The organism is Fusobacterium perfoetens (assembly GCF_021531595.1).
Taxonomy (GTDB): Bacteria; Fusobacteriota; Fusobacteriia; order Fusobacteriales; family Fusobacteriaceae; genus Fusobacterium_B.
The window spans coordinates 175,549-199,440 of sequence record NZ_JADYUD010000001.1; the positions used below are offsets into that span (position 1 = coordinate 175,549).

A 23,892-nucleotide genomic window follows, 5' to 3' on the forward strand; every position below is an offset into this window, starting at 1 on the left:
ACAATATTAAAGTAAAATTTTACTTTACAGATTTTTTACTGCTATGTCTTTTGTGCTTTTTTTCTTCTTCTTTATGATTATGTCTTTTTGCTCTTTCAGCTTTTAGAGTTTCATATTCAAGATTTCTTTCAAGTTTTTTTCTAAGGCAAAGATATGAACCACCTATAAGCATATATCCTAAAGAGACAGCATAAACAGATTCTCTTCCATGAAAATCATACATTATTTTGCTTGCAACACCACCGAAGAAAAATGAAAATAAACTTAGAGTATAATAGAATATTTTCCATGTATCAAATTGTTTTCCTCTTAAAAGATAGCCTATATAAACTCCAAGGTCACTTATTGCTCCTGTAAGATGTGATGTTCTTACAAGTATTCCTTTATAAGTTATGAAAAGACCATTTTGAATTCCAACAGCAATAGAAAGAAGATAAGCAAAAGATTTGTCTCCATGTGCTAAATGGAAAAGAATAGCAATAAGAGTTCCAAGAATAATAAAAATCATTCCATATCTTTTTCTGAAAGAGAAATGTCTTTCTCCTATAAAAAGTCCAGCTAAAATATTTCCAAGTATAAAGAAAAATAATGCAACTGCCAATTGAAAGACTTCTTTATCAATTCTTATTTCCCAACCTTCCATTGCCAGTTTTGCCACACTTCCTGTAAAATGTGTCAGGGGAAATGCAACAGTTATTAAACCATATACATCAACATAACCCCCTATAAAAGAAAGCATACAAATCCAGATAAGCATTATCCTGCTGCCCATTATTTTTTCTCACCTCTAAAGTTTAATTATATTTCTTTTACAATAGTTCCAGATATTCCTACTTTTGCAGGAGTAACCATAAGTTTTCTTGTTACTCTATTTTTAATTTCCTCAACATGGGTAATAATTCCTACAGTCATTCCCTCTGCTCTTAAATTTTCCAGTACACTGAAAACTATTTCTAAAAGCTCTGAATCTAAAGTTCCAAATCCTTCATCTAAAAAGAAAAATTCAAGTTTTGATTTTCCTCTAAGCTGAATTTGATTTGCAAGAGCAAGAGCAAGACATAAAGAAACCATAAATGTTTCTCCCCCTGATAAAGATTGAGGTTTTCTTATTGCACTGTTAAAATTATCTATAATAGAGAAATCTGATTTCTCATCAACATTTATTCTGTAGCGTCCATTTGTTATTTTTTGAAGAGTGTCAGATGCAATTCTAGTAATGCTTTGAAGTTTTCCGGCTGAAAGAAAGTCTAAGAATTTGCGTCCTTTTAAAAGTTCTACCATTTCTTTTGCAGGGTCAAGTTTTTTTTCTGTGTTTTCTTTTTCTTTTAAAATTTCTTCAGCTCTTTTTTTATTAGCGTTGAAAATTTCAATACTTTTTGTAACTTCCCCTATTGCCTTAATGTTTAGCTCTAAGGACACATCTACTATTTTACCACATTCTGATAAATTTTCAAACTTTTCTTTTGAAAAACTTCTGTTTCCAAGTTGCTCTTTATAATCAAGAATCATATTTAATATAGAGATGCTGTTATTTTTATATTTCTCTATTTCATCTTTCATTTCTTCTATTTTATTTATTGAATTTTCAATAATATTTATATATTGAAGGTCTGAAATTTTATTTTCTAAAAGTACATTATTTATCTCTTCAGAAAGTTTAAGATGTTCTGAAGCAATATTTTTATATGTTTCTTTTTTTTGTATAAGCTTAGTTTCAAAAATTTTAATTTTCTCTGTCCAAACAGTTATTTTTTCGTCGTATATTTCTTTTTTTCTCTTTCTTATTTCATTTAACTTTTTATCAGCAGCAGAAGATTTTTCACTGGCTATTTTTAAAGCTTCAAGATTTTTCTGAAGTTCTTCTAAAGAAAAAGGAGATATAGAAATAGATTCTAAGCTTTTTTTAAGTTCGTTTAAAGAAAGATTTTTAATAGAAACTTCACTTTCATTTTTTCCATAAGAAACTTCGTATTTACTTAAAATAGAACTTTTTTCTTTTAATTCTTTTTCAAAATAAGATACCTGTGACTTGTTTTTTTGATTTAATTTATTTAAATTTTCTTTTTTATCTTTCAGAATATTAATTTCATTTTTTATTTGGTTTATTGAAGAAATTTCAGCTGAAATATTTTTTAAATCAGTATTATAATTTTTAATTTTTTCTTCTGAAATTTCAAGGCTGCTTTTTAAAGTTCTTATGTTTTTTTGAATGTTTTCAAACTCTTCTTCATTAAAAGATATATTTTCTGTAAAAGAATTATGTCTGTGGTAAATCCCATTACAAACAGGGCATTTATCTCCTTCGTGAAGTTCTTTTTCAAGTTCATGTATAAAATAATTTTTTCTATCAGCAGTATAAGTTTTTTCAGCATTTTCAAGTTCATAAAGTTTTTCTTTTTTTTCAGCAATAGAGTTGTTTAAAAGTTTTATATCTGAAGTAATTTTTTCCCATTCTTTTTTTCTTAATTCAAGATTTTTTAATATATTTTCTTTTTCAATAAGACTTTTTTCTATATTTATAATTTCATCTTGAGAAATTTCTTTTATTGATTCTTTTTCTGATTCTAATTTTTTTATAATAATTTTAAGTTCTTCTGTTTTATCTGAAATATTTTTTTTATCTTTATTTAAAATTTCTAGTTCAGAATTTAAAGTATTAATTTTTTCATTAAGTTCTTTTCTCCTCAAAGAATTTCTATATTCATCAGAAACTTTTAGTATCTCTTCTTGAGAAATATGATTTTCTTCTTTTTCTTTTTCAAGAATAGATTCCTCTTTTTCAAGATTAGAATACAGAATTTTTTCTTTTTCAAGCATCATTTTTCCTTGCTCAAATTTATTATTATCTTCACTTATTTCATCATTAAGAATTTTTAGATTTTCTTCATAATCATTTTTTTTATGAATTTTTTCTATAACAGGGATAAATTTTTCAGCCATATTTTTTTTGATTTCAAGATTTTTAATATATTCAGCTTGGTTATCAAGTTTATTTTTTTGTATATTTAATTCAGAAAGTTTTATTTCAAGTCTTTTAGTTTCTTCCATATCCTGAAGACTAGCTTTTATCGTTTTTTCTTCTTGTTTTAATTTAATATTCTCTTTTTTTAAGTTTTCAAGTTCTATAGTTTTATTTTTAAGTTCATCTTGATTAAAACCTATGGCAGTTAGTTCAATATTTAAATTTTTTAATTTTGCTTCAAGCTCATATTTATGGGCATTTGCTTTTTTTGAGAGCATTTCTCCGTATTTTTCAAGATTAAAGATTCTTTCAAGCATATCTCTTTTTTCATTTCCACTTAATTTTAAAAATTGGCTGAAATTTCCTTGAGGAAGGACAACTGATCTTGTAAAATCTTCAAGTGTAAGTCCAAGAATATTTTCTTTAACTTCACGATATATATCTTTATAATTCTCTGCCAGTTTAATTTCTTGATTGTTATCTATTTTAAATAAAATGGCAGTTTTTGTGACTTTTCCACTTTTTTTCCCTATCTTATAGTTTCTTTCAACTCTGTAAATATTTTCTCCCACTTTAAATTTAAAATTTACTTTTGCTTGATCAGAATTTTTATTTATAGCTTCTGCATCAAAAAAATCTCTGTTTTCATTGTCTTTATTTGTTTTAAATCTTATTATATTTCCATAAAGTGCAAGAGTCATTCCATCAATTATTGTAGATTTTCCACTTCCAGTAGGTCCGAAAATCCCAAATAATCCGTCTCTTCCTATTTTTTCAAAATCTATTTCTTGTTTTTCCTGAAAACTTTGAAGTCCTTCTATGCTTAAAAATAAAGGTTTCATTATACTTCTTCTCCTTTAGTATTTTCTTCTTCTGTAATAAGTTTTTCAAAAAGATTAAGAATTTCTTTGCTTGGTTCTATTTCAGCATTATTCTTTGAAAATTTATAGTATTTTATAAATGCTTCTTCTATATTTTTTTCCATAGAGTCATCAAGAATTTCTTCTGATTCATAGGAGCTTCCTTTAAGTTTAAGATAAATATCTACAACATTTTTATTTTCCTTTATTTTTTTTACTTCTCCTGCCACAAGAGTTTTATCAGATTCAATTTCAAGATAAATCCATTCGTTGCTTTTTGATTTTTGCTGAGACAACTCAATAGCCTCTTCAATACTTTTGCAAATATATCTGTTTATCGGCTTATAATTAGTGATGTCAATTTCGTTAAATTTTAAATTTTCTCTTTCTACATCTGCAATTATTATTTTTTTGCTGTATCTATTTTCTGAAACACGGTATTCTATAGGAGAGCCACTGTAAAAAGCATTGTATTTTAAAAATTTCATAGGTTTATGAATGTGTCCAAGAGCGGTATAGTCGCTATTTGGTAAATCTGAAAGTTTCACTGTGTAAGCTCCTCCAAATTCAAGTCCATTTTCGCTTTCGTCAACCTCATTGTTTGATACAAAAATATGTCCCAAAGCAATATATGGAATTTTTTTGTTCCAATTTTTTTCTTTAAATTTATAAATATATTTTATTTTTTCACTGTATGTCATAGAAGTAATATCAATTTCTTCATTATTGTTTTCTGAAAAGTTTTTTACTATAGTTTCAGCTTCAATTTCACTTATGTAAGGAAGAAAAGAAATAAAAGCTTTTTTCCCATTTGTTTCAATTTCAAAACTTCCCTCATAAGAATTTGAAATAATGGCAGTTCCATATTGTCCCTGATCTAAAATTTCAGATGGAGACTCAAGAATTATAACCCCATAATCTCTTTCAATATTTCTTGTAACAGTAAGTCTTTTTCCACTGTCGTGATTTCCTGCTATAAAAATAGCAGTACATTTGTTTAAATTTCCAAGTTTTTTAATGAAGTCATAGTAAAGTCTTTCAGCTTCAATTGGAGGATTTGGACTGTCGTAAATATCTCCTGCTGTTATAAGCAGATCAATATTATTATTTTCTATTATATTTAATAAGTCAGAAAGAAATTTTCTTTGTTCGTCAATTCTTTCATAACCATCAAGTTTTTTTCCAAGATGCCAGTCTGATGTATGAAGTATTTTCATATTATATTCTCCTAAAAAATTATTGATAATATTATTATATCATGTTTTTTTACCCTTAAACAGTTGCGAATTTTTAATAAACACTATTGCTTATAAAAATTATTTATGCTATATTTATATTACAAATGTATATTGTTTGGCTGCTAGGGGAGCTTTTTGCTGAGATTTTACCCTTAGAACCTGCTTCTGGATAATACCAGCGAAGGGAAGTGGCAAAAAGTTGTTTTTTTTATGTCATTTTCGTTTTAGAAAATGACTTTTTTTTATTCTTGAAATAATTGTATTAATACAATTATCTTTTAAAAGCTTTGAAAATTTTCTACAGGATAGTATACTTATATTGTGGAAAGGCAAAAATAAAAGCTTAAAGATAAACTGTATGATATGATTTTTCTAAGATACTTAAGGAGGAATTTATATGTTTACAGATGAACTTTACGAAAGTGTAAAGGATCTTTGGACAAGTTTTTATTCTCATCCATTTGTAGATGGTATAGGAAGTGGAAAACTTGACAAAGAAAAATTTAAGTTTTACATGATTCAAGACTATCTTTATCTGCTTGATTATGCTAAGGTTTATTCTCTTGGTGTTGTAAAAAGTACAGATGAAGAAACAATGGCAAAATTTTCAAGCCTTGCTGATGGGATCTTAAATACTGAGATGTCTATTCACAGAAATTATATGAAAAAACTGGGAATAACAAATGAAGAAATAGAAAATACAAAGATGTCTCTTCATAATGCTTCATACACTCATTATATGCTTGCAGTTTCTTATGCAGGTGGAGTTCCTGAAATTGCAGTTTCTTTACTTTCATGTTTATGGAGCTATGAGTTTATAGGAAAACATCTTTACAACAAATATGGAATACAAGACAATTTCTATGCTGACTGGATTAAAGGATACATTTCTGAAGAGTATCATGAAATGAATGAATGGCTTCTAGAACTTGTAAACAAATATTCAGAAAATCTTTCAAAAAGAGAGAAAGAAAAACTTACAGAAATTTTTGTAAATACAAGCAGATATGAGGGATTGTTCTGGGATATGGCTTATAAAGGAGAAATGTAGATGAAAGTTTTGGAACTGGAAGATATTTCTTTTTCATATGATGGAGGAATTCCTCTTTTAAAAGATATATCTTTCTCATTGGAAAAAAATGAATTTCTGTCAATAGTCGGAAGCAGCGGCTGTGGGAAATCAACTATTATAAAACTTATAGCAGGAATAGAGAAGGCTGACAAAGGAATAATCAAAGGACTTTCAACAGGATATATGCCTCAAAGAGACCTGCTTCTTCCATGGAGAACAGTTCTTGAAAATATTATGCTTCCTGTTGAACTTAATAAAAAAAACAGAGAAGAAGGGAAAAAGAAAGCAGTAACTTACTTAAAAAAACTTCATCTTGATGAATATCAGGATAAGCTTCCTCAGGAACTTTCAGGGGGAATGAGACAGAGAGTTTCTTTTTTAAGAACTCTTCTTACAGAAGCTGATATTCTTCTTCTTGATGAACCTTTCAGTGCTCTTGATGCAATAACAAAAGAGTATCTTCAAAAATGGCTTCTTGATACTCTTAAAGAGTTTGACAAAAGTATAATATTTATAACACATGATATAAATGAAGCTCTCTTCCTTTCAGATAGGATTCTTGTCTGCAAAGATAAACCTCTTGATTCTTTTGCTGAATTTGTAGTTCCAAAAGATAAAGAAAATAATGTTGAAAAAATAGCAGAAATGAAAAAAGAGATTTTACATATTATAAGAGGTGACAACTAATGAAGAGACCTTCCCCAGCTTTAATGTCAACAATTATATTTTTTCTGATTTGGGAAATCGGAGCAAGATATTTAGGAATGCTTTTTATACTTCCATGGCCTACAGCTATTTTGAAAAAGATATGGGATTTAAGAGTACCTCTTTTTAAATATCATCTTCCAGCTACACTGGAAATAGCAGTAATTTCAATCCTTCTTTCTTTAATATTGGGAGCTTTTCTTGCAATTATTATGGACAGAAGCCAATATATAGAAGAATGTATTTATCCTATTATAGTAACAACACAGACTATACCAATAACAGCACTTGCACCTATATTTATTTTGTGGTTTGGATATACAATATGGAGTAAAATTTTAGTTTCAGTTATAATAGCTTTTTTCCCTGTGACAATAACTCTTCACGACGGATTAAAGGCTACAAAGCAGGATTACATAGAACTTTTTAAAAGTATGAATGCTTCAGACTGGGATATTTTTATGAAATTAAAAGTACCTTCAAGCATACCTTATTTTTTCTCTTCTTTAAAAATAGCAATTCCTCTTGTACTTATAGGAGCAGCTATAGGAGAATGGCTTGGAGCAAATGCAGGGCTTGGATATTTCAGCAAAAGAATGATGACACAGCTTGACGGAGCAGGTGTATTTGCACCTATAGTTCTTATCTCTGTTATTGCCATTATTTTTGTACAGCTGATTACTATCATAGAAAAGAAAATACTTGTGTGGAGGAAGGATTAATTATGGAAAGACTTATGAGATTGAAAGTTCTGTTTGTATCACTTTTAGCTTTTGTTTTCTTAGTAGGATGTACATCTGAAAAAGAGCCAGTAAAAGAAGAGAAACCTCTTGAGACTGTAGATGTTGTTCTTGATTGGTATCCAAATGCTCTTTACAGTTTTATTTATGTTGCTATGGAAAAAGGATATTTTGAAGAAGAAGGAATAAAAGTAAATATACATTTTCCTGCAAATGCTTCAGATCCATTAGCTCTTACAGCAGCTAAAAAAGCTGACATAGGATTTTATTTCCTTCATCATCTTGTAATGGCAAGAGCAAATGAGAATATTCCTGTAAAAGCAATAGGGGTTGTAGTAAAAAAACCACTTACAGTTGTTATGTCTCTTAAAGAAAACAATATTACAAGACCAAAAGATTTAGAAGGAAAACTTGTAGGATATTCAGGAGGACCTTTAACAGAAGGGACTTTGGATACAATGGTTTTAAAAGATGGAGGAGATCCTTCTAAAGTTGAAGTTTTAGATATAGGATTTGAACTTCTTACTGGAATGATAACTAAAAAGGTTGATGCAACAATAGGAGGACTTATCAATCACGAAGTCCCTGTAATGCTTGAAAAAGGATTTGAAATTAATTATTTCTATCCAAGTGAGTATGGAGTTCCTGATTATTATGAAAATCTTCTTGTTGCCAATGATGAGCTTATAGAAGAAAGAAAAGATGTTTATACAAAATTTTTAAAAGCCTGTGCAAGAGGAGCAGAGGATATGAAAAACAATCCTGAAGAATCTCTTGATATACTTCTTTCAAAACAGGCAGCAGAACAGTTCCCTTTAAGCAGAAGTGTAGAAAAACAAAGTACAGATATACTTTTATCTTTTATGTTTAACGGAGACACTCCTTTCTTGTATCAAGAGAAGGAAGTGTGGGAAAAAAATATAGACTGGCTTTATGACCAGAAAATTATAAAAAGAAAAATAGATGCAGAGGAGATGTTTGTAAATCTTTTGCCTCTTAATGAGTGAGAAAACGGAGGAAATAATAAAAAATGACTTTTAAAAAAATAAAATATGCAGTGCTTATGCTTTTAATGTTAATCATTGTAGGTTGTGGTGGAACAAAAGAAAAAGCTGAGAAAAAACTTGATACAGTAGATGTTGTTCTTGACTGGTATCCAAATGCAATTCATTGTTTCTTATATAATGCTATTGAAAAAGGATATTTTGAAGAAGAGGGAATAAAAGTAAATATACATTTTCCATCAAATGCTTCAGATCCAATGGCTCTTCCAGCAGCTAAAAAAGCTGATATAGGTATATATTATCTTCATCATCTTGTAATGGCAAGAGCAAATGAAAATATTCCTATAACTTCAATAGGAGCTATTACTCAGAAACCTTTAAATGTTATTATTGCTCTTAAAGAAAATAATATTAAAAGAGCTAAAGATTTAGAAAGAAAAACTATAGGATATTCTGGTGGACCTCTTAGTGAAGAAAGTTTAAAAGCTATGGTTGAATATGACGGAGGAGATGCATCTAAAGTAAAAGTAATAGATGTAGGATTTGAACTTCTTACTTCAATGATAACTAAACAGGTTGATGCAACAATAGGAGGACTTGTAAATCACGAAGTTCCTGTTATGGAAGAGAAAGGACTTCCTGTAGATTATTTTTATTGTACAGAATATGGAATGCCTAACTACTATGAAGAACTTTTTGTTGCTAATGATGATTTAATAAAAGAAAGAAAAGATGTATATGTAAGATTTTTAAAAGCAGCTAATAAAGGATTTAATGATATGATGAATAATCCTGAAGAATCTTTAGATATCCTTCTTGCAAAACAAGAAGCAGATCAGTTCCCTTTAAGTAGAAATGTTGAAACACAAAGTATAAATATTCTTCTTCCTATAATGAAAGAAGAGGGAGTACCATTCTTACATCAAGATGCAGAAGTGTGGCAAGAAAATATAAATTGGTTATACGATCATAAAATTATAGATAAAAAAGTAGATGCTAATGAGATGTTTATAAATCTTTATGAAGAAAAATAAAAAATAATTTTTAAGTAAAAATGAGCAGGAAATAATTCTTTAAAAAAGTATTGTTTCCTGTTTTTTTATTTTTATATATTTTTCAGAAATAATACAAAATCACGAAAATATCCTTTTGGGAATGAAAATAGTTAGGCAGTTTACTATTTTTTTGGTAAAATATGAAGATGAATATTAAATATTTATTTTACATTTTGGAGAGAACGGAGGAAATAAAATAATGTTGGACAACAAAACAAAGGGAATAATTTTTATGCTTATATCGTCGTTAGGATTTAGTTTTATGGCAGTAAGCATTAAATATGTAGGTGATATTCCCCTTTTTGAAAAAATATTTTTCAGAAATTTAGTAAGTCTTTTTGTTGCCCTTTGGGGTTTAAGAAAAGTTGGAAATTTTAGTGTGCTTTTGGGACAGAAAGGAAACAGAGGCTATCTTATAGGAAGAGCAGTAGCAGGTCTTTTAGGGGTGGTGGCAAATTTTTATGCAATAGCCTATCTTCCTCTTGCAAATGCAAATATTCTTAATAAACTTTCACCATTTGTAGTACTTTTTTTATCTGCATATTTTTTAAAAGAAAAACTTAGAAAAATACAAATAGCAGGATTTTTTATTAGTTTTTTTGGTGTTATTCTTATAATAAAACCTACTATGGACTTTAATATTCTTCCAAGTCTTTCAGCACTTGCTTCAGCTGTATTTGCTGGAATAGCTTATACAATTGTAAGAGTACTTGGGAATAGAAAAGAAAATCCTAATACTATAGTATTTGTATTTTCACTTATTTCTGTTTTAGGGATTTTTCCATTTATGATGATGGATTATGTACAGCCTTCTTTTAAAGAACTTATGATTTTATTGAGCATAGGAGTTTTTGCTACTTTTGGACAATTTGGACTTACTTATGCTTATAAATATTCAAAGGCATCAGAAGTATCAATTTATACATATTCAAGTATAATTTTTACTGTTATTTTAGGATTCTTTTTCTTTGGAGAAATACCAGATGTGCTTACAGTAATAGGTGGTATAATTGTAACAGCAGTTGCTGTGAAATTATATTTTGTTTTTAAAGAAAAAGAATAATTAAAAAATGTTCGCCTGTAGAGAACAAAAAGCTAAAAATTGTGTAATATTCTTTACAAATGAAGGGTAATATACTATAATTATTGAAAAGAAAGTATTAAAAATTTGGTTGTACAAAGGAAATAAAATGAAACTTAAAAAGAAGAAAAGAACCCTTATAGGGTGGGTTTATATAATAGTAGTCGCAGCAGCAGTGATTTTCCTTATGAAAGGTTTACTGCTTTTTGGTATGAAAAAATTAAATGTTTTAATTCTTCCTGTACAGAGCAAAATTTATATGACAACACAAGGTATCAGAGAAAATTTTAATACTATTTTAAAATATAAAGATTTCTTTTATGAAAATAGAGAATTAAAATCTAAAATAACTTCTCAGGAATATAAAGATGAGCTTATAGCTGATCTTACAGATGAAAATATAAGACTTAGAAAACTTTTGGACCTGAAAGGGCAGATGGAATATAAAACAAAAGTTGTAAAAGTAAGTTTTCAGCATGTTCAGGATACTTATGAAGATTTTATAATAAAAGCTGGATCTGTAGATGGAATGGAGATTAATATGCCTGTACTTTCAGGAAGACAGCTTATAGGAAAGATAACAGATGTCTATGAAAATTATTCTGTTGTAAAAATGATAACAGGTGAAAATAGTTATGTGAGTGTTTTATGTAAAGATGTTATAGGGATAGTAAGTGGAGAACGGGAAAAAGACTTATATTTTAGACCTACTTCTTCTCTTGAAGAAGAAATAAAAATAGGAGAAGAACTTTATACATCAGGAATAAGTGATGTGTATCCTAAAGGACTTTATGTAGGAAAAGTTTCAGAAATTGTATCAGCAGATAATAAGCTTGAAAAAATATACAGGGTAAAGATAGATACAAATATTTATGATTTCCAGGAAGCAATAGTACTGATGGGAGATGTATAATTATGAAAAAAATTATATTAGCTATATTCTTTGCATTATGTTCATTTAGTTTTGCTGAGGTAAAAAATATAAGTGAAATAAAAAGTTTGGACCTTATTGTAATGGAAAAAACTTTTATAAATAAAAGAAGCGAAGAAAAAGTATACAATATAAAATATGTTGTGCCTAATCTTTTAAGAAAAGAGATGCTTGAACCACAGTCTCACAGAGGAGAAGTTTTTGTTTATGCAGATGATACAAAAAAAACTTATCTTCCTGTTTTTGACGAGGTAACAGAAGACAAAGCTGTTCCAGAAGAAAATCTTGTAATTGATACAATAGTTCTTCTGCAGAATAAAGATAGAAAAGATGAAAAATTTAGAAAACTTTATAACAGTGGAAAACTTGTTCGGATAAGGAATGATAATGTTATAATAGAGCCTCAAAAAATGGAACTTATAGATAATTATTATATACCTGTTTTTATAAAAATTTTTGATGGAGATATTCTTGTTGCTGAACTAAAAATAGAAGATGTAAAAATTAATTCAGAAATCAGCAGAAAAGAGTTTGAGTTATAATGACAAATCTTTTAAAAGTTGAAGGTATAATAATAAATAAAAAGGATATAGGCGATTTTGATAGAATTGTCACTATGTTTACAGGAAGTTTTGGAAAAATAGATGTTCTTATTAAAGGCATTAGGAAAAGTAAAAAAAGAGATAAGATAGGAGCAGATATTCTTTCTTTTTCTAGAATGGTAGTGTACAAAAAAGAAAACAGTTATATTGGAACAACTGTTGAATCTGTAAAAAATTATAATAATATAAGAGAAGATATGAAAAAAATCGGAATAGTCCTTTATATGTTCCATGTACTTAACAATATTCTGACTGAAAATGAAAGAAAAAGTATTCTTTATGATTTGACTTTAAAAAGTCTTGATTATATTGAAAAAGAAAAAAATAGTATGAATTATACCATTTTATTGGTATACTATTTACATAAGATAATTATAGAAGAAGGATTAAAATATACAGTCAAAAATGGAAGGAATTTTTCTATAAAATCCTCTGTAATATCTGAAGAGTTTTTACAAGACAGTATAAAATTAAACGAGGAAGAATACAAAATTATTGAAATGATATATTTCAATAAAGTAAGGGAACTTCTTAAAGAAAATATAAGAGTTCAAAGTTTATATTCGGTTTTAGGTATATATGAAAAATACCTAAATTATCATATGGAAATATACTTAGATTTAAAAAATTATATTTTGGAGGCATAAAATGTTAAATATAGTTAAAATTACGGACTATATGTCAAAAGATTTAATAACATTGGATTTAAAAAGTAGGACAAAGGACGCTGTGCTAGAAGAATTGTCAGTTTTAATGTCAAAATCTCCTAATATACAGGATAAAAATATTATAAAAAAAGCTTTAATGGAAAGAGAAGAATTAGGAAGTACAGGAATAGGAAAAGGAATAGCAATTCCTCATGCTAAGACTGATACAGCTTCAAAACTTACAGTAGCATTTGGAATAAGTAAAGAAAAAATAGATTTTAATTCTTTAGATAAAGAAGGTGTGAATATATTTTTTGTATTTGCATCTCCAATAGAAGACAGTCAAATTTATCTTAAAGTTCTAGCAAGAATTTCAAGACTTATAAGAAATGAAAGTTTCAGAAATAAACTTATGAATTGTCAAACACCTGAAGAAGTAATCAAATATATAGATGAAGAAGAAGCCGTTTAAGGCAGGAGGAATATATGAATTGCCCATTTTGTAATAACAGTGACACAAGGGTTGTGGACAGCAGATTATTTATTAACGGGAACTCTATAAAAAGAAGAAGAGAGTGCACAACCTGTAAAAAAAGATTTACAACATATGAAAAAGTAGAGGAGAGGGCAATCTATGTTGTAAAAAAAGATAAGAGCAGGGAAAAATTTGATAAGGAAAAATTGATGAGAGGGCTTTCAATAGCAACAATAAAAAGAAATATAAGCAGGGATACTCTTGAAGAGTTTGTACTTGAAATAGAAAGAAGTCTTCAGAACTCACTTGATAGTGAAATAAGTACAAGTGATTTAGGAGAAATTGTTTTAAAAAAATTGAAAGAACTTGATGAAGTGGCATATGTAAGATTTGCTTCTGTATATAAAGAGTTTAATGATATAAAATCTTTTATAGAAATAGTTGAAAATATAGAAAAGGATAAGAAATAAAATTCTTAGACAGAATAGGAGATTAAAAATTAATGAGAATATTATTTATGGGAACACCTGAATTTGCTGTGCCATGTTTAGATGCAATGAACAAGGAACACGAAGTTATAGGGATATATACTAAAGTAGATAAAGTTAACAAAAGAGGAGGAAAGATAACTTATCTTCCTGTTAAGCAATATGGAATAGATCACAATATTCCTGTTTATCAGCCTTCAACTTTAAAAGATGGAACAGTTGAAAAAGAGATAAGAGAACTTAATCCAGATTTAATCGTTGTAGTTGCTTATGGGAAAATTATTCCTCAAAGTATAATAGATATACCTAAATACGGAATAATAAATGTGCATTCATCACTTCTTCCTAAGTACAGAGGAGCTGCACCAATAAATGCTGCAATAATAAATGGCGAAGAAAAAACAGGTGTAACTATAATGTACATAGCAGAAGAACTAGATGCAGGAGATATAATTCTTACAAAAGAAACAGAGATTACAGAGGAAGAGACATTTCTTACACTTCATGATAAACTGAAAGACATAGGAGCAGAAGCTTTATCAGAAGCAGTAAAAATGATTTTTGCAGGAACAAATCCAAGAATAGTTCAGAACCATTCTGAAGCCACTTTTGTAAAGCCATTTAAAAAAGAAGATTTAAAAGTAGATTGGAATAAAACAGAAAAAGAAATTTATAATTTTGTAAGAGGAATAAATCCTTTTCCTTGTGCTTTTACAACTCTTAACGATAAAATGTTAAAAGTATACGGAGTAAAGAAAAATCAAAGAGTATATGAAAATGGAGAAATCGGAGAGGTTGTTGATAAAGTAAAAGGACAAGGACCTGTTGTAAAAGTAGGTGACGGATCAGTAATAATCACTCTTGCAAAACCTGAAAGTAAAAAAATATTGTCAGGAGCTGATCTTTTAAATGGAAACTTTATAAAAATAGGTGAAAAATTATTATAGGAGATACTTGAGAGGAGAACTGATTTATGATAATTGACGGGAAAAAGTGTTCAGAGGAAATTTTGGAAAATCTTAAAAAAGAAGTTTCAGAATATAAAGAAAGGATAGGAAAAATTCCAGGTCTTGCAGTTATAATTTTAGGAGATAATCCTGCTTCAAAGATATATGTCAGATCTAAAATAAGAGCTTGTGAAAAAGTAGGAATATACAGTAAAGAGATTGTATTGTCTGATAAAATTTCTGAGGCAGAACTTATAAAAGAAATAGAAAAATTAAACAGCGATAAAGATATAAATGGAATTCTTGTACAGCTTCCTCTACCTGAACATATTAATGAGAAAAAAATATGTGATGCAATAAGTATAAGAAAAGATGTTGATGGATTTAAACAAGAGAGCTTAGGAAAAATTGTACTAGGCGATGAAGATGGATTTATATCATGTACACCTCAAGGAATAATATATCTTATTGATCAGTTAAATATGGATTTAAATGGAAAAAATGCTGTAGTTGTTGGAAGAAGCAATATAGTAGGAAAGCCGACAGCTTCTCTTCTTATAAATAAAGGTGCAACAACGACAGTATGTAACAGTAAAACTAAAGATTTAACAGGAATTTTAAAAAGAGCTGATATCATAGTGGTTGCTGTGGGGAAAGCAGGATTTTTGAAAAAAGATATGGTAAAAGAAGGTGCTGTTGTAATTGATGTGGGAATTAACAGAGAAGGAGGAAAAATCTGCGGAGATGTAGATTTTGAAGGTGTAAGCCAGATAGCCTCTCATATAACTCCTGTTCCAGGAGGAGTAGGACCAATGACAATAGCTATGCTATTAAAAAATACTGTGAAAGCTTTTTGCAAGGAGGAGTTAGTAAATGGCAAATAGAAGAAGAAGGAAGGCAGAAACAGAGGAAAAAAGAGAATACTTTATAGTAGACAGAAGAATTCTGCCTACATCAATTCAGAATGTAATCAAAGTAAATGATCTTATTCAGCAGGAGAAAATTTCTAAATATGAAGCTATAAGAAGGGTTGGACTTAGCAGAAGTACTTATTATAAATATAAAGATTATATAAAGCCTTTCTTTGAAAGTGGAAAAGAAAAAGTATTCAGCATTCATCTTGCACTTGTTGATGAGCCTGGAATACTTGCAAGAATACTTGATGTAATAGCTTCACATGATATGAATATACTTACAATTATTCAAAATATAGCTATTGATGGAATAGGAAGAGCTACTATATCAGTTCAGACAACAGAAAATATTCTTAGAAAAATAGAAGGAATGCTTGAACTTATAAGTGAAATTGAGGGAGTAAAAGAGCTTAGAATAATAGGAAGCAATTAATAATAAAGGCATAAAATTTTGAATTATATAAAATTGGGAGAAAATAATGAAAAACATTGATTTAGAATTAATAGAAAAACTGGCAGAAAATATGAATGAACATTCGCTTACAGAGATATCTCTTGAAACAGGAGATCAAAAACTTGTTTTAAAAAAAGAGAAGAAGACAGCTGAAATAGTGACAGCTGCTGCACCTCAAAAAGTGGCAAGACCTGTTGAAAAAGTAGAAAAGAAAGAAAAACAATCAGCAGAAGGATTATCAGGAAATATAATTACTTCTCCTATGGTTGGAACTTTCTATCGTTCTCCTGCTCCAGGTGCAGAAGTTTTTGTTCAGGAAGGACAGAATATAAAAGCTGGAGATCCTGTTTGTATTATTGAAGCAATGAAAATGATGAATGAAGTAAATTCACAATTTTCAGGGAAGGTAGTAAGAATTTTAGTTGAAGATGGAGTTGTAGTTCAAAAAGGTGATAAATTATTCATAATAGAATAAAGAAATAAAAATTTATAAGTACAGCAGATTTGGAGGTATGTTATGAAAAAAGTAAAAGATGTAGTGAACAGAAATTTAGTAACAGTCAGCCCAAACAGCAGTTTTGAAGAAGTAATTAATATAATGAAAAAAGGAATAGGAAAAGTTCCTGTACTTGAAAACGAAAAGGTTGTAGGGATAATAACAAGAGATGACATTCTTGTGAAAGAAGGTAAATTCCCTCTGCCACCTGTACTTGCATTTTGGGAAGTGATGATAACTCTTCCTGGAAATAAAGAGTATCAGGAAAAGCTTAACAAATTTTCTTCTTATAAGGTAGAAGATATAATGTCAAAAGTAAAAATGGTTTCTTCTCTTGAAGATGACCTTGAAAATGTGGTAACAGAGATGCTTGATAAAAAAATAAGCTATACTTTGGTACTTGAAAATGAAAAACTTGTAGGAATAGTAACAAAAAGCGATTTAATAAAACATTTTTAACTTTTTAAATTTTAAGGAAGGTGCATTTGTCAATTGGACACGTATCATTATTTGTTTTTATTAGTAATATTAATTTTATTGTCAGGTATGTTTTCAGCATCAGAAACAGCTCTTACATCATTTAGAAGCATTCATCTTGAAGATATAACAGAAAAAAATCCAAGAAAAGGAGAACTTTTAAAGTATTGGCTTAAAAAACCAAATGAGATGCTGACAGCACTCCTACTGGGAAATAATATAGTAAATATTCTTGCAACATCACTGGCAACAGCTTTTATTACAAGTTATTTAAGTGACAAGGGAATGGGAAATTCTCAAAATATGTCTGTTTTTATATCAACAGTTGTGATGACTGTGGTTATTTTGATTTTTGGAGAAATTACACCAAAGGTAATAGCAAAAAATAATTCAACAGAAATTTCAAAATCAGTTATAATTCCAATTTATTGTCTAACAAAACTTACAACTCCAGTAATATGGATTCTTACAGGGATTTCAAAATTTATTGGAAGAATTATAGGTGTGGACATAAAAGATGAAGCAATTATGATAACAGAACAAGATATTCTTTCTTATGTAAATGTAGGAGAGGCTGAAGGTGTTATTGAAGCAGAAGAAAAAGATATGATAGAGTCTATGGTTACATTTGGAGAAACTTGTGCAAGAGAAGTAATGACTCCAAGAACTTCTGTGTTTGCAATAGAAGGAAATAAATCTGTAAATGATGTGTGGAATGATATAACAACACTTGGATATTCAAGAATACCAGTTTATAAAGATGTTATGGATGAAATAATAGGTATTCTTTATATAAAAGATCTTTTAAATGCAGTTAAAGATGGAAAATGTGATATGCCTGTAAAAGAATTTGTAAGAAAGGCTTATTTTGTTCCTGAAACAAAATCAATAATAAAAATACTTGAAGACTTTAAAACTCAGAAAGTGCATATGGCAATAGTCATAGATGAGTATGGAGGAACAGTTGGAGTAGTTACAATAGAAGATCTTATAGAAGAAATATTCGGTGAAATAAGAGATGAATATGATAAAGAAGATGAGGAAACAATAAAAGAAAAAGGTCCTAATACTTATGAAGTAGATGCCATGCTTGATATAGAAACAATAAATAAAGAACTTGATATAGAACTTCCTGAGTCTGAAGACTATGAAAGTTTAGGAGGACTTATAATGAATGAGCTAGATAAAATAGCTGAAGTAGGAGATACAGTTCATATAAGTGGAGTTGAACTTAAAGTTCTTGAAATACAAAAAATGAGAATATTAAAAGTACTTATCAAAAAGGAAAGTGAAGCAGAAATATGCGAAAAGGAATAAGAGGGCATTTTTATGCAGGCCTTATTGTTATTCTACCATTATTTTTAACAATATTTATTATTAACTGGATGGTAAACTTTATTGTAGCAGTTACAAAGGAGTCATTTTTTACAACTCTTATAAATAATGCAATCATATTCTTTGGAATAGAAAATAATATCCATTTAGTTACAGTTGTATATATCCTTTATCTGTTAAGTATACTCATATTTATAACTTTTATTGGATATATAGCTAAAAATATTGTTGGGAAAAAGATAACAAGATTTATTAATAAAATTATTGGAAGGCTTCCAATAGTAAAGCATATCTATACTACAATAAATCAGATTGTAAGTCTTGTATCATCGGAAAAAGGAAATACTTATAAAAAAGCAATAGCAGTTGAATATCCAAGAAAAGGAATTTACAGTATAGGATTTCTTACTTCTGAAGAAAATGCAATACTGTCAGGAAAAGCAGGGAAAGAATTATGTAATGTATTTATACCTACTTCTCCAAATCCTACATCAGGAATGTTTATTTGTGTTGCAAAGGAAGATATAATTTTCCTTGATATGAAGATAGATGATGCAGTTAAGCTTATAATTTCCGGAGGAGTAATTGTTCCGGGAATGGAGAAAGAAGAAGATGAAGAAGAGAGTGAAAAAGAATAGTATAATCTTTTTTATAATTATTTTGATTTTTACAGCATGCACATCTTCTGAAGTGAAAAGTACCCATAAAGAAGGCACTAAAGAAGAATACTATATATTAAAAGGTATAAATTATGTAAGAGAAGGAAATTATACTAAAGCTCTTAAAGAATATGAAAAAGCTTATCAGAAAAATGAAGATAATATAATAACTCTTAAAGAAATAGCAAGAACATATGTAAAGCTAGGAGATTATGACAGAGGAATTTATTATTATTCAAGAGCACTTAAAATTGATGGAAAAGATCAGGAGAGTCTAAGAAATACAGGATATATTTATTTCCTAAAAGGAGATTTAAAAAAATCTTTAGTATATCTTAATAAAGTTTCTCCTGAAGGAATAAATGCAGAAACTATTAAATTAAAAGCATATCTTCTTTATAAAGAAAGAGATTTAAAAAATGCTTATAAGAATTTTAAACAAGTTTTTAGTCAGGAAAAACAACTGGATTTAGTTTATTATAAAATATATTCAGAACTTCTTAATGATATGGGAAAAAAAGAAGAACTAAGAGTTTTTCTTGAAAAAGGAATGGGAAAATATAATTCAGACAGAGATTTTGTAATATTTTATTCTTATGCAGTAGGTGAATATTTTGGAGAATATGCTTTAGGTGAAAAAGAAATAAAAAGATACATTGTTTCATACGGAGGAAGTGATTCTCTGTATATGACTCTTGCATATATGATTTATAATCAAAAAGAATATGCACAGGCTGAATCAGCACTGAAACTTGTATCATATAGAGAAAGATATAATAAAGATTATTTAGAATTAGAGGAGAGGCTGAGAGAAAAGATATGAATTATAAAGACTATATAACATCAATAGAAGGATTTCCAAAAGAAGGAATAACATTTAGAGACATAACATCATTCATAGGGCATGGAGATGCTTTTAAAGCATCTGTTAAAGAATTTTCAGATTTTGCTAGAGAAAAAGGAGCAGAAGTAATTGTAGGACCAGAATCAAGAGGTTTTATATTTGGAGCACCTGTTGCTTATGATTTAGGTATCGGATTTGTTCCTGTAAGAAAACCTGGAAAACTTCCAAGAGAAGTTGTATCATGTAGTTATGAACTTGAATATGGAACTAACACAATAGAAATTCATAAAGATGCTATAAAAAAAGGACAAAAAGTTGTAATAATAGATGATCTTCTTGCAACAGGTGGAACTACTGAGGCAGCAGTAAAACTTATTGAAAGCCTTGGGGGAGAAGTTGTAGGAATAGGATTTTTAATTGAATTGGCAGACGAATTTGACGGAAGAGGAAAACTTAAGAATTATCCTGTACTGTCACTAATAAAATATTAAAAAATAGGGCTTATCAAAGAAAGGGTAATTTATGGAATATTGGCAAGAGATATTGGATAGTATAAAAAAGAATAATTTAAATGTTGATATTGAGAAGATAAAGTTAGCATACTCTTTTGCCGAAGAATCTCATCAGGGACAATTCAGGCAGTCAGGGGACAAATATATTCTTCATCCTACTGAAGTAGCTAAGATTTTAATTGATATGAAAATGGATACAGATTCCATTGTAGCAGGAATACTTCATGATATTGTAGAAGATACTTTTATAACCCTTGCAGATATTGAATATAATTTTGGTGAAAGTGCTGCACATCTTGTTGATGGGGTTACGAAGCTTAAAAATCTTCCAAATGGAACAAAGCAGCAAGATGAGAGCATAAGAAAAATGATGCTTGCAATGTCAAAAGACTTGAGAGTTATAATTATAAAGCTTGCAGACAGATTACACAATATGAGAACTCTTAAATTTGTTCCTCCTGAAAAACAGGTGAGAATATCAAAAGAAACATTGGCTATTTATGCTCCTTTGGCTCATAGACTTGGTATGGCAAAAATAAAGTCAGAGCTTGAAGATAGAGCTTTTCATTATATTATGCCTGAAATATATCTTGAAATTAAAACTCTTGTAGATGAAACAAGAGGAGAAAGAAGTGACTATATAGAGTCTGTTGTTGAAATAATAAAAAAAATACTGGCTGAAGCAGAAATTAAATGTCAGGTAAATGGAAGATTCAAGCATTTTTATAGTATTTACAAAAAAATATATGAAAAACATAGAAATTTTGATGACATCTATGACCTTGCAGGAATAAGAATAATAGTTGACAGTGTGGTAACATGTTATCATACTCTTGGAGTTATCCATGAACATTTCAGTCCAGTGCCAGGAAGATTTAAAGACTATATTGCTGTACCTAAATCAAATAACTATCAATCAATTCATACTACAATAGTAGGGCCTGAAGGAAAATTTGTTGAAATTCAGATAAGAACTGAAGAAATGGATAGAATTGCAGAAGAAGGGGTTGCAGCTCACTGGAGTTATAAAGAAAAATCAAAGGTAACAAAAAAAGATAAAGTTTACAGCTGGCTTAGAGACATTATAGAAGTAAATAAAGAAGCTGATAATGCTAAAGACTTTGTAAGCACAATAACAGGGGATATAATAGAAGATACAATTTTTGTATTTTCTCCTAAAGGGGATATATCTGAGCTGAAAAAAGGTTCTACTCCAATAGATTTTGCTTTTGCTATTCATACAGAAGTAGGATGTAAATGTATAGGTGCTAAAGTAAATGGAGAAATTGTTCCTTTGGATTATAAATTAAAAAGTGGTGACAGAGTTGAGATAATTACTTCTAAAAGTGCTAAAGGGCCAGGAAATGACTGGCTTGATATAGTTGTTACTCAAGGAGCAAAAAATAAAATCAGAAAATGGCTTAAAGATAAAAAATGGGAAGAAACTATTAAAGCTGGTAAAGATATAATTGAGAAAGAAATTTCTAAACTTCCTGTTCCAATGTCATTGAAAGATTTTGAAGAATCTCCAGTTGTAAAAAAACACATGGAAAAACATAATGTTCCTACTTACGATGATCTTTATTTCATAATGGGAGAAAAGAGAAGTAAGGTAGATATTATTGTAGATAAACTTAGAGGAGATATTGAAGCACATAGACCTCTTGAGCCTGGAGAAATAGTAAAAACTCCAGCTGTTCAGAAAAGTAAATCAGGAAAGAAAAATGATTATGGAATTATAGTTGAGGGTGTTGACAATACTCTTATAAGATTTGCAAAATGCTGTACTCCTCTTCCTGGAGATGAGATAGGAGGATATGTAACTAAACTTACAGGTATAGCAATTCATAGAAAAGATTGTAAAAACTTTGAGAATATGGTTCAGCATGATCCAGATAGAGTAATTCATGTTGAATGGGACGAAGAAGTAATAAATAAAAAAGTAAATAAATATCAATTTAAATTCTCTGTAATAACAAACAGCAATAAAAATATTCTTATGGAGATAGTAAATCTTATTGCAAATCATAAAATAGTTCTTACAGATATCAACTCAAGTACAATAAAAAGAAATAATAAAGATTTTAATAAAATAAAAGTTGCTATTGAAATAAGCAACAAAAGAGACTACAATCTTCTTCTTGAAAATATTAAGAAGATAAAAGATGTAGTAGCTGTAGAAAGATAGGAGAACAAATGCAGAAATTACCTGTAACATATGAATTAATAAAAAAGACTGGTAATGCCAGAGCAGGTGTAATAACTACACCTCATGGAACAGTAGAGACACCAGTGTTTATGCCTGTAGGAACACAGGGAACAGTAAAAGGAATGACTAAAGAAGAACTGGTTGAACTTGGTTCTGAAATAATACTTGGAAATACTTATCATCTTCACTTAAGACCAGGGGATGATATTGTAGCAAAATTTGGAGGACTTCATGGATTTTCAAAATGGGAGAAACCTATCCTTACAGATAGTGGAGGATTTCAAGTATTCAGTCTAGGTCATTTAAGAAAAATAACAGAAGAAGGAGTAGCTTTCAGTTCACATCTTGATGGTTCAAAGCGTTTTCTATCTCCTGAAAAATCAATAGAGATACAAAATAATTTAGGTTCAGATATAGTAATGCTTTTTGATGAATGTCCACCAGGAATGTCATCAAGACAGTATTTAGTTCCTTCAATAGAAAGAACTGCAAGATGGGCAAAAAGATGTATAGATGCTCATAAAAGACCTGAAGAACAAGGACTTTTTGCAATTGTTCAAGGTGGGATATATGAAGATTTAAGAGAAAAAAGCTTAGAATCTCTTCTTGAAATGGATGAAAGTTTTTCAGGATATGCAATGGGTGGTCTTGCTGTAGGAGAACCTAGAGAGGATATGTATAGAATTCTAGAAAAAATAACTCCTAAATTTCCAGAAAATAAACCAAGATATTTAATGGGAGTAGGAGAGCCTTTAGATATGCTTGAGGCTGTTGAATCTGGAATAGATATGATGGACTGTGTTCAGCCTACAAGAATAGGAAGACATGGAACTGTATTTACAAAATATGGAAGACTTGTTGTAAAAAATGCAGGTTATGCAGAAGATGACAGACCTCTTGATGAAGGATGTAACTGTTATGTATGCAGAAATTATTCAAGAGGATATATAAGACATCTTTTAAAAGCTGGTGAAATTTTAGGACAAAGACTTACAACTTATCATAACTTATATTTTCTTGTACATTTGATGAAAAATGCAAGAAAAGCAATACTTGAAGATAGATTTCCTGAATTTAAAGAAGAATTTATAAAGAATTATCAAATGGGAAATAATTCTGAATGGATAAAACCTAGAAAAATAAAATAAAAAGTAATATAAAAAACCCTGCTTTGAAATTTCTTAG

At 29.0% G+C, this 23,892-nt stretch carries 25 protein-coding genes and 1 riboswitch; of the genes, 22 read left to right on the forward strand and 3 right to left on the reverse strand.

The window, feature by feature from the left end:
* Positions 1-19: 19 nt before the first annotated feature.
* The 3 genes from I6E17_RS00760 to I6E17_RS00770 are packed head-to-tail and all read right to left on the reverse strand — an operon-like array spanning position 20 to position 5,039.
* On the reverse strand, positions 20-772 hold the full coding sequence (locus tag I6E17_RS00760) for a YoaK family protein (protein ID WP_235234927.1): 753 nt from the start codon (positions 770-772) through the stop codon (positions 20-22).
* Positions 773-798: 26 nt separating this feature from the next.
* Complete coding sequence (locus I6E17_RS00765; RefSeq protein WP_235234928.1) at positions 799-3,804, reverse strand: AAA family ATPase; 3,006 nt, start codon at positions 3,802-3,804, stop codon at positions 799-801.
* Positions 3,804-5,039, reverse strand: coding sequence for a metallophosphoesterase family protein (locus I6E17_RS00770; RefSeq protein WP_235234929.1), 1,236 nt, complete (start codon positions 5,037-5,039; stop codon positions 3,804-3,806). The genes I6E17_RS00765 and I6E17_RS00770 overlap by 1 nt, the downstream gene beginning before the upstream one ends.
* A 135-nt stretch (positions 5,040-5,174) precedes the next feature.
* Positions 5,175-5,264, forward strand: a riboswitch (TPP riboswitch).
* A 193-nt stretch (positions 5,265-5,457) separates the two neighbouring features.
* Here I6E17_RS00770 and tenA point away from each other — a divergent pair.
* The 22 genes from tenA (at position 5,458) to tgt (ending at position 23,855) form a co-directional block, all read left to right on the forward strand.
* Entirely contained in the window at positions 5,458-6,111 is a 654-nt protein-coding gene (gene tenA, locus I6E17_RS00775; protein ID WP_235234930.1) for a thiaminase II, read from the forward strand.
* Positions 6,112-6,819, forward strand: coding sequence for an ABC transporter ATP-binding protein (locus tag I6E17_RS00780; RefSeq protein ID WP_235234931.1), 708 nt, complete (start codon positions 6,112-6,114; stop codon positions 6,817-6,819).
* Entirely contained in the window at positions 6,819-7,559 is a 741-nt protein-coding gene (locus tag I6E17_RS00785; protein ID WP_235234932.1) for an ABC transporter permease, read from the forward strand. Before I6E17_RS00780 ends, I6E17_RS00785 begins: the two co-directional genes overlap by 1 nt.
* Before the next feature lie 2 nt (positions 7,560-7,561).
* Positions 7,562-8,584: an ABC transporter substrate-binding protein gene (locus I6E17_RS00790; RefSeq protein WP_235234933.1), complete on the forward strand. Its 1,023-nt coding sequence runs from the start codon at positions 7,562-7,564 to the stop codon at positions 8,582-8,584.
* A 23-nt stretch (positions 8,585-8,607) separates the two neighbouring features.
* On the forward strand, positions 8,608-9,615 hold the full coding sequence (locus tag I6E17_RS00795) for an ABC transporter substrate-binding protein (RefSeq protein WP_235234934.1): 1,008 nt from the start codon (positions 8,608-8,610) through the stop codon (positions 9,613-9,615).
* A 220-nt stretch (positions 9,616-9,835) separates the two neighbouring features.
* Complete coding sequence (locus I6E17_RS00800) at positions 9,836-10,699, forward strand: DMT family transporter (protein ID WP_328225373.1); 864 nt, start codon at positions 9,836-9,838, stop codon at positions 10,697-10,699.
* Positions 10,700-10,826: 127 nt separating this feature from the next.
* The gene (mreC, locus tag I6E17_RS00805) at positions 10,827-11,630 is read left to right on the forward strand and encodes a rod shape-determining protein MreC (RefSeq protein WP_235234935.1); all 804 of its coding nucleotides are present in this window, start codon (positions 10,827-10,829) and stop codon (positions 11,628-11,630) included.
* 2 nt (positions 11,631-11,632) lie between these two features.
* Positions 11,633-12,190: a hypothetical protein gene (locus I6E17_RS00810; RefSeq protein ID WP_235234936.1), complete on the forward strand. Its 558-nt coding sequence runs from the start codon at positions 11,633-11,635 to the stop codon at positions 12,188-12,190.
* On the forward strand, positions 12,190-12,897 hold the full coding sequence (gene recO, locus I6E17_RS00815) for a DNA repair protein RecO (protein WP_235234939.1): 708 nt from the start codon (positions 12,190-12,192) through the stop codon (positions 12,895-12,897). Before I6E17_RS00810 ends, recO begins: the two co-directional genes overlap by 1 nt.
* Before the next feature lies 1 nt (position 12,898).
* Entirely contained in the window at positions 12,899-13,369 is a 471-nt protein-coding gene (locus tag I6E17_RS00820; RefSeq protein ID WP_235234940.1) for a PTS sugar transporter subunit IIA, read from the forward strand.
* A gap of 14 nt (positions 13,370-13,383) precedes the next feature.
* Positions 13,384-13,842 carry a transcriptional regulator NrdR gene (gene nrdR / locus I6E17_RS00825; protein ID WP_235234941.1) on the forward strand — a complete coding sequence of 153 codons (459 nt, stop codon included), beginning with the start codon at positions 13,384-13,386 and terminating at the stop codon, positions 13,840-13,842.
* Between the two features lie 32 nt (positions 13,843-13,874).
* The gene (gene fmt / locus I6E17_RS00830) at positions 13,875-14,807 is read left to right on the forward strand and encodes a methionyl-tRNA formyltransferase (protein ID WP_235234942.1); all 933 of its coding nucleotides are present in this window, start codon (positions 13,875-13,877) and stop codon (positions 14,805-14,807) included.
* 26 nt (positions 14,808-14,833) lie between these two features.
* Positions 14,834-15,691 carry a bifunctional methylenetetrahydrofolate dehydrogenase/methenyltetrahydrofolate cyclohydrolase FolD gene (folD, locus tag I6E17_RS00835; RefSeq protein WP_235234943.1) on the forward strand — a complete coding sequence of 286 codons (858 nt, stop codon included), beginning with the start codon at positions 14,834-14,836 and terminating at the stop codon, positions 15,689-15,691.
* Positions 15,681-16,154 carry an ACT domain-containing protein gene (locus I6E17_RS00840; protein ID WP_235234944.1) on the forward strand — a complete coding sequence of 158 codons (474 nt, stop codon included), beginning with the start codon at positions 15,681-15,683 and terminating at the stop codon, positions 16,152-16,154. The genes folD and I6E17_RS00840 overlap by 11 nt, the downstream gene beginning before the upstream one ends.
* Positions 16,155-16,200: 46 nt before the next feature.
* The gene (gene accB, locus I6E17_RS00845) at positions 16,201-16,650 is read left to right on the forward strand and encodes an acetyl-CoA carboxylase biotin carboxyl carrier protein (RefSeq protein WP_235234945.1); all 450 of its coding nucleotides are present in this window, start codon (positions 16,201-16,203) and stop codon (positions 16,648-16,650) included.
* A gap of 42 nt (positions 16,651-16,692) precedes the next feature.
* Positions 16,693-17,130 (forward strand): CBS domain-containing protein, encoded by a 438-nt coding sequence (locus tag I6E17_RS00850; protein ID WP_235234946.1) that lies wholly within the window; start codon positions 16,693-16,695, stop codon positions 17,128-17,130.
* Positions 17,131-17,163: 33 nt separating this feature from the next.
* Positions 17,164-18,465, forward strand: coding sequence for a hemolysin family protein (locus I6E17_RS00855; protein WP_235234948.1), 1,302 nt, complete (start codon positions 17,164-17,166; stop codon positions 18,463-18,465).
* Positions 18,450-19,121, forward strand: a complete 672-nt coding sequence (locus I6E17_RS00860; RefSeq protein WP_235234949.1) for a DUF502 domain-containing protein — start codon at positions 18,450-18,452, stop codon at positions 19,119-19,121. Before I6E17_RS00855 ends, I6E17_RS00860 begins: the two co-directional genes overlap by 16 nt.
* Positions 19,108-19,965 carry a tetratricopeptide repeat protein gene (locus I6E17_RS00865; RefSeq protein ID WP_235234950.1) on the forward strand — a complete coding sequence of 286 codons (858 nt, stop codon included), beginning with the start codon at positions 19,108-19,110 and terminating at the stop codon, positions 19,963-19,965. Before I6E17_RS00860 ends, I6E17_RS00865 begins: the two co-directional genes overlap by 14 nt.
* Positions 19,962-20,477, forward strand: a complete 516-nt coding sequence (locus tag I6E17_RS00870) for an adenine phosphoribosyltransferase (protein WP_235234951.1) — start codon at positions 19,962-19,964, stop codon at positions 20,475-20,477. The genes I6E17_RS00865 and I6E17_RS00870 overlap by 4 nt, the downstream gene beginning before the upstream one ends.
* Positions 20,478-20,508: 31 nt before the next feature.
* Complete coding sequence (locus I6E17_RS00875) at positions 20,509-22,686, forward strand: RelA/SpoT family protein (RefSeq protein WP_235234952.1); 2,178 nt, start codon at positions 20,509-20,511, stop codon at positions 22,684-22,686.
* Between the two features lie 8 nt (positions 22,687-22,694).
* On the forward strand, positions 22,695-23,855 hold the full coding sequence (tgt, locus tag I6E17_RS00880) for a tRNA guanosine(34) transglycosylase Tgt (protein WP_235234953.1): 1,161 nt from the start codon (positions 22,695-22,697) through the stop codon (positions 23,853-23,855).
* Positions 23,856-23,892 lie beyond the last annotated feature (37 nt).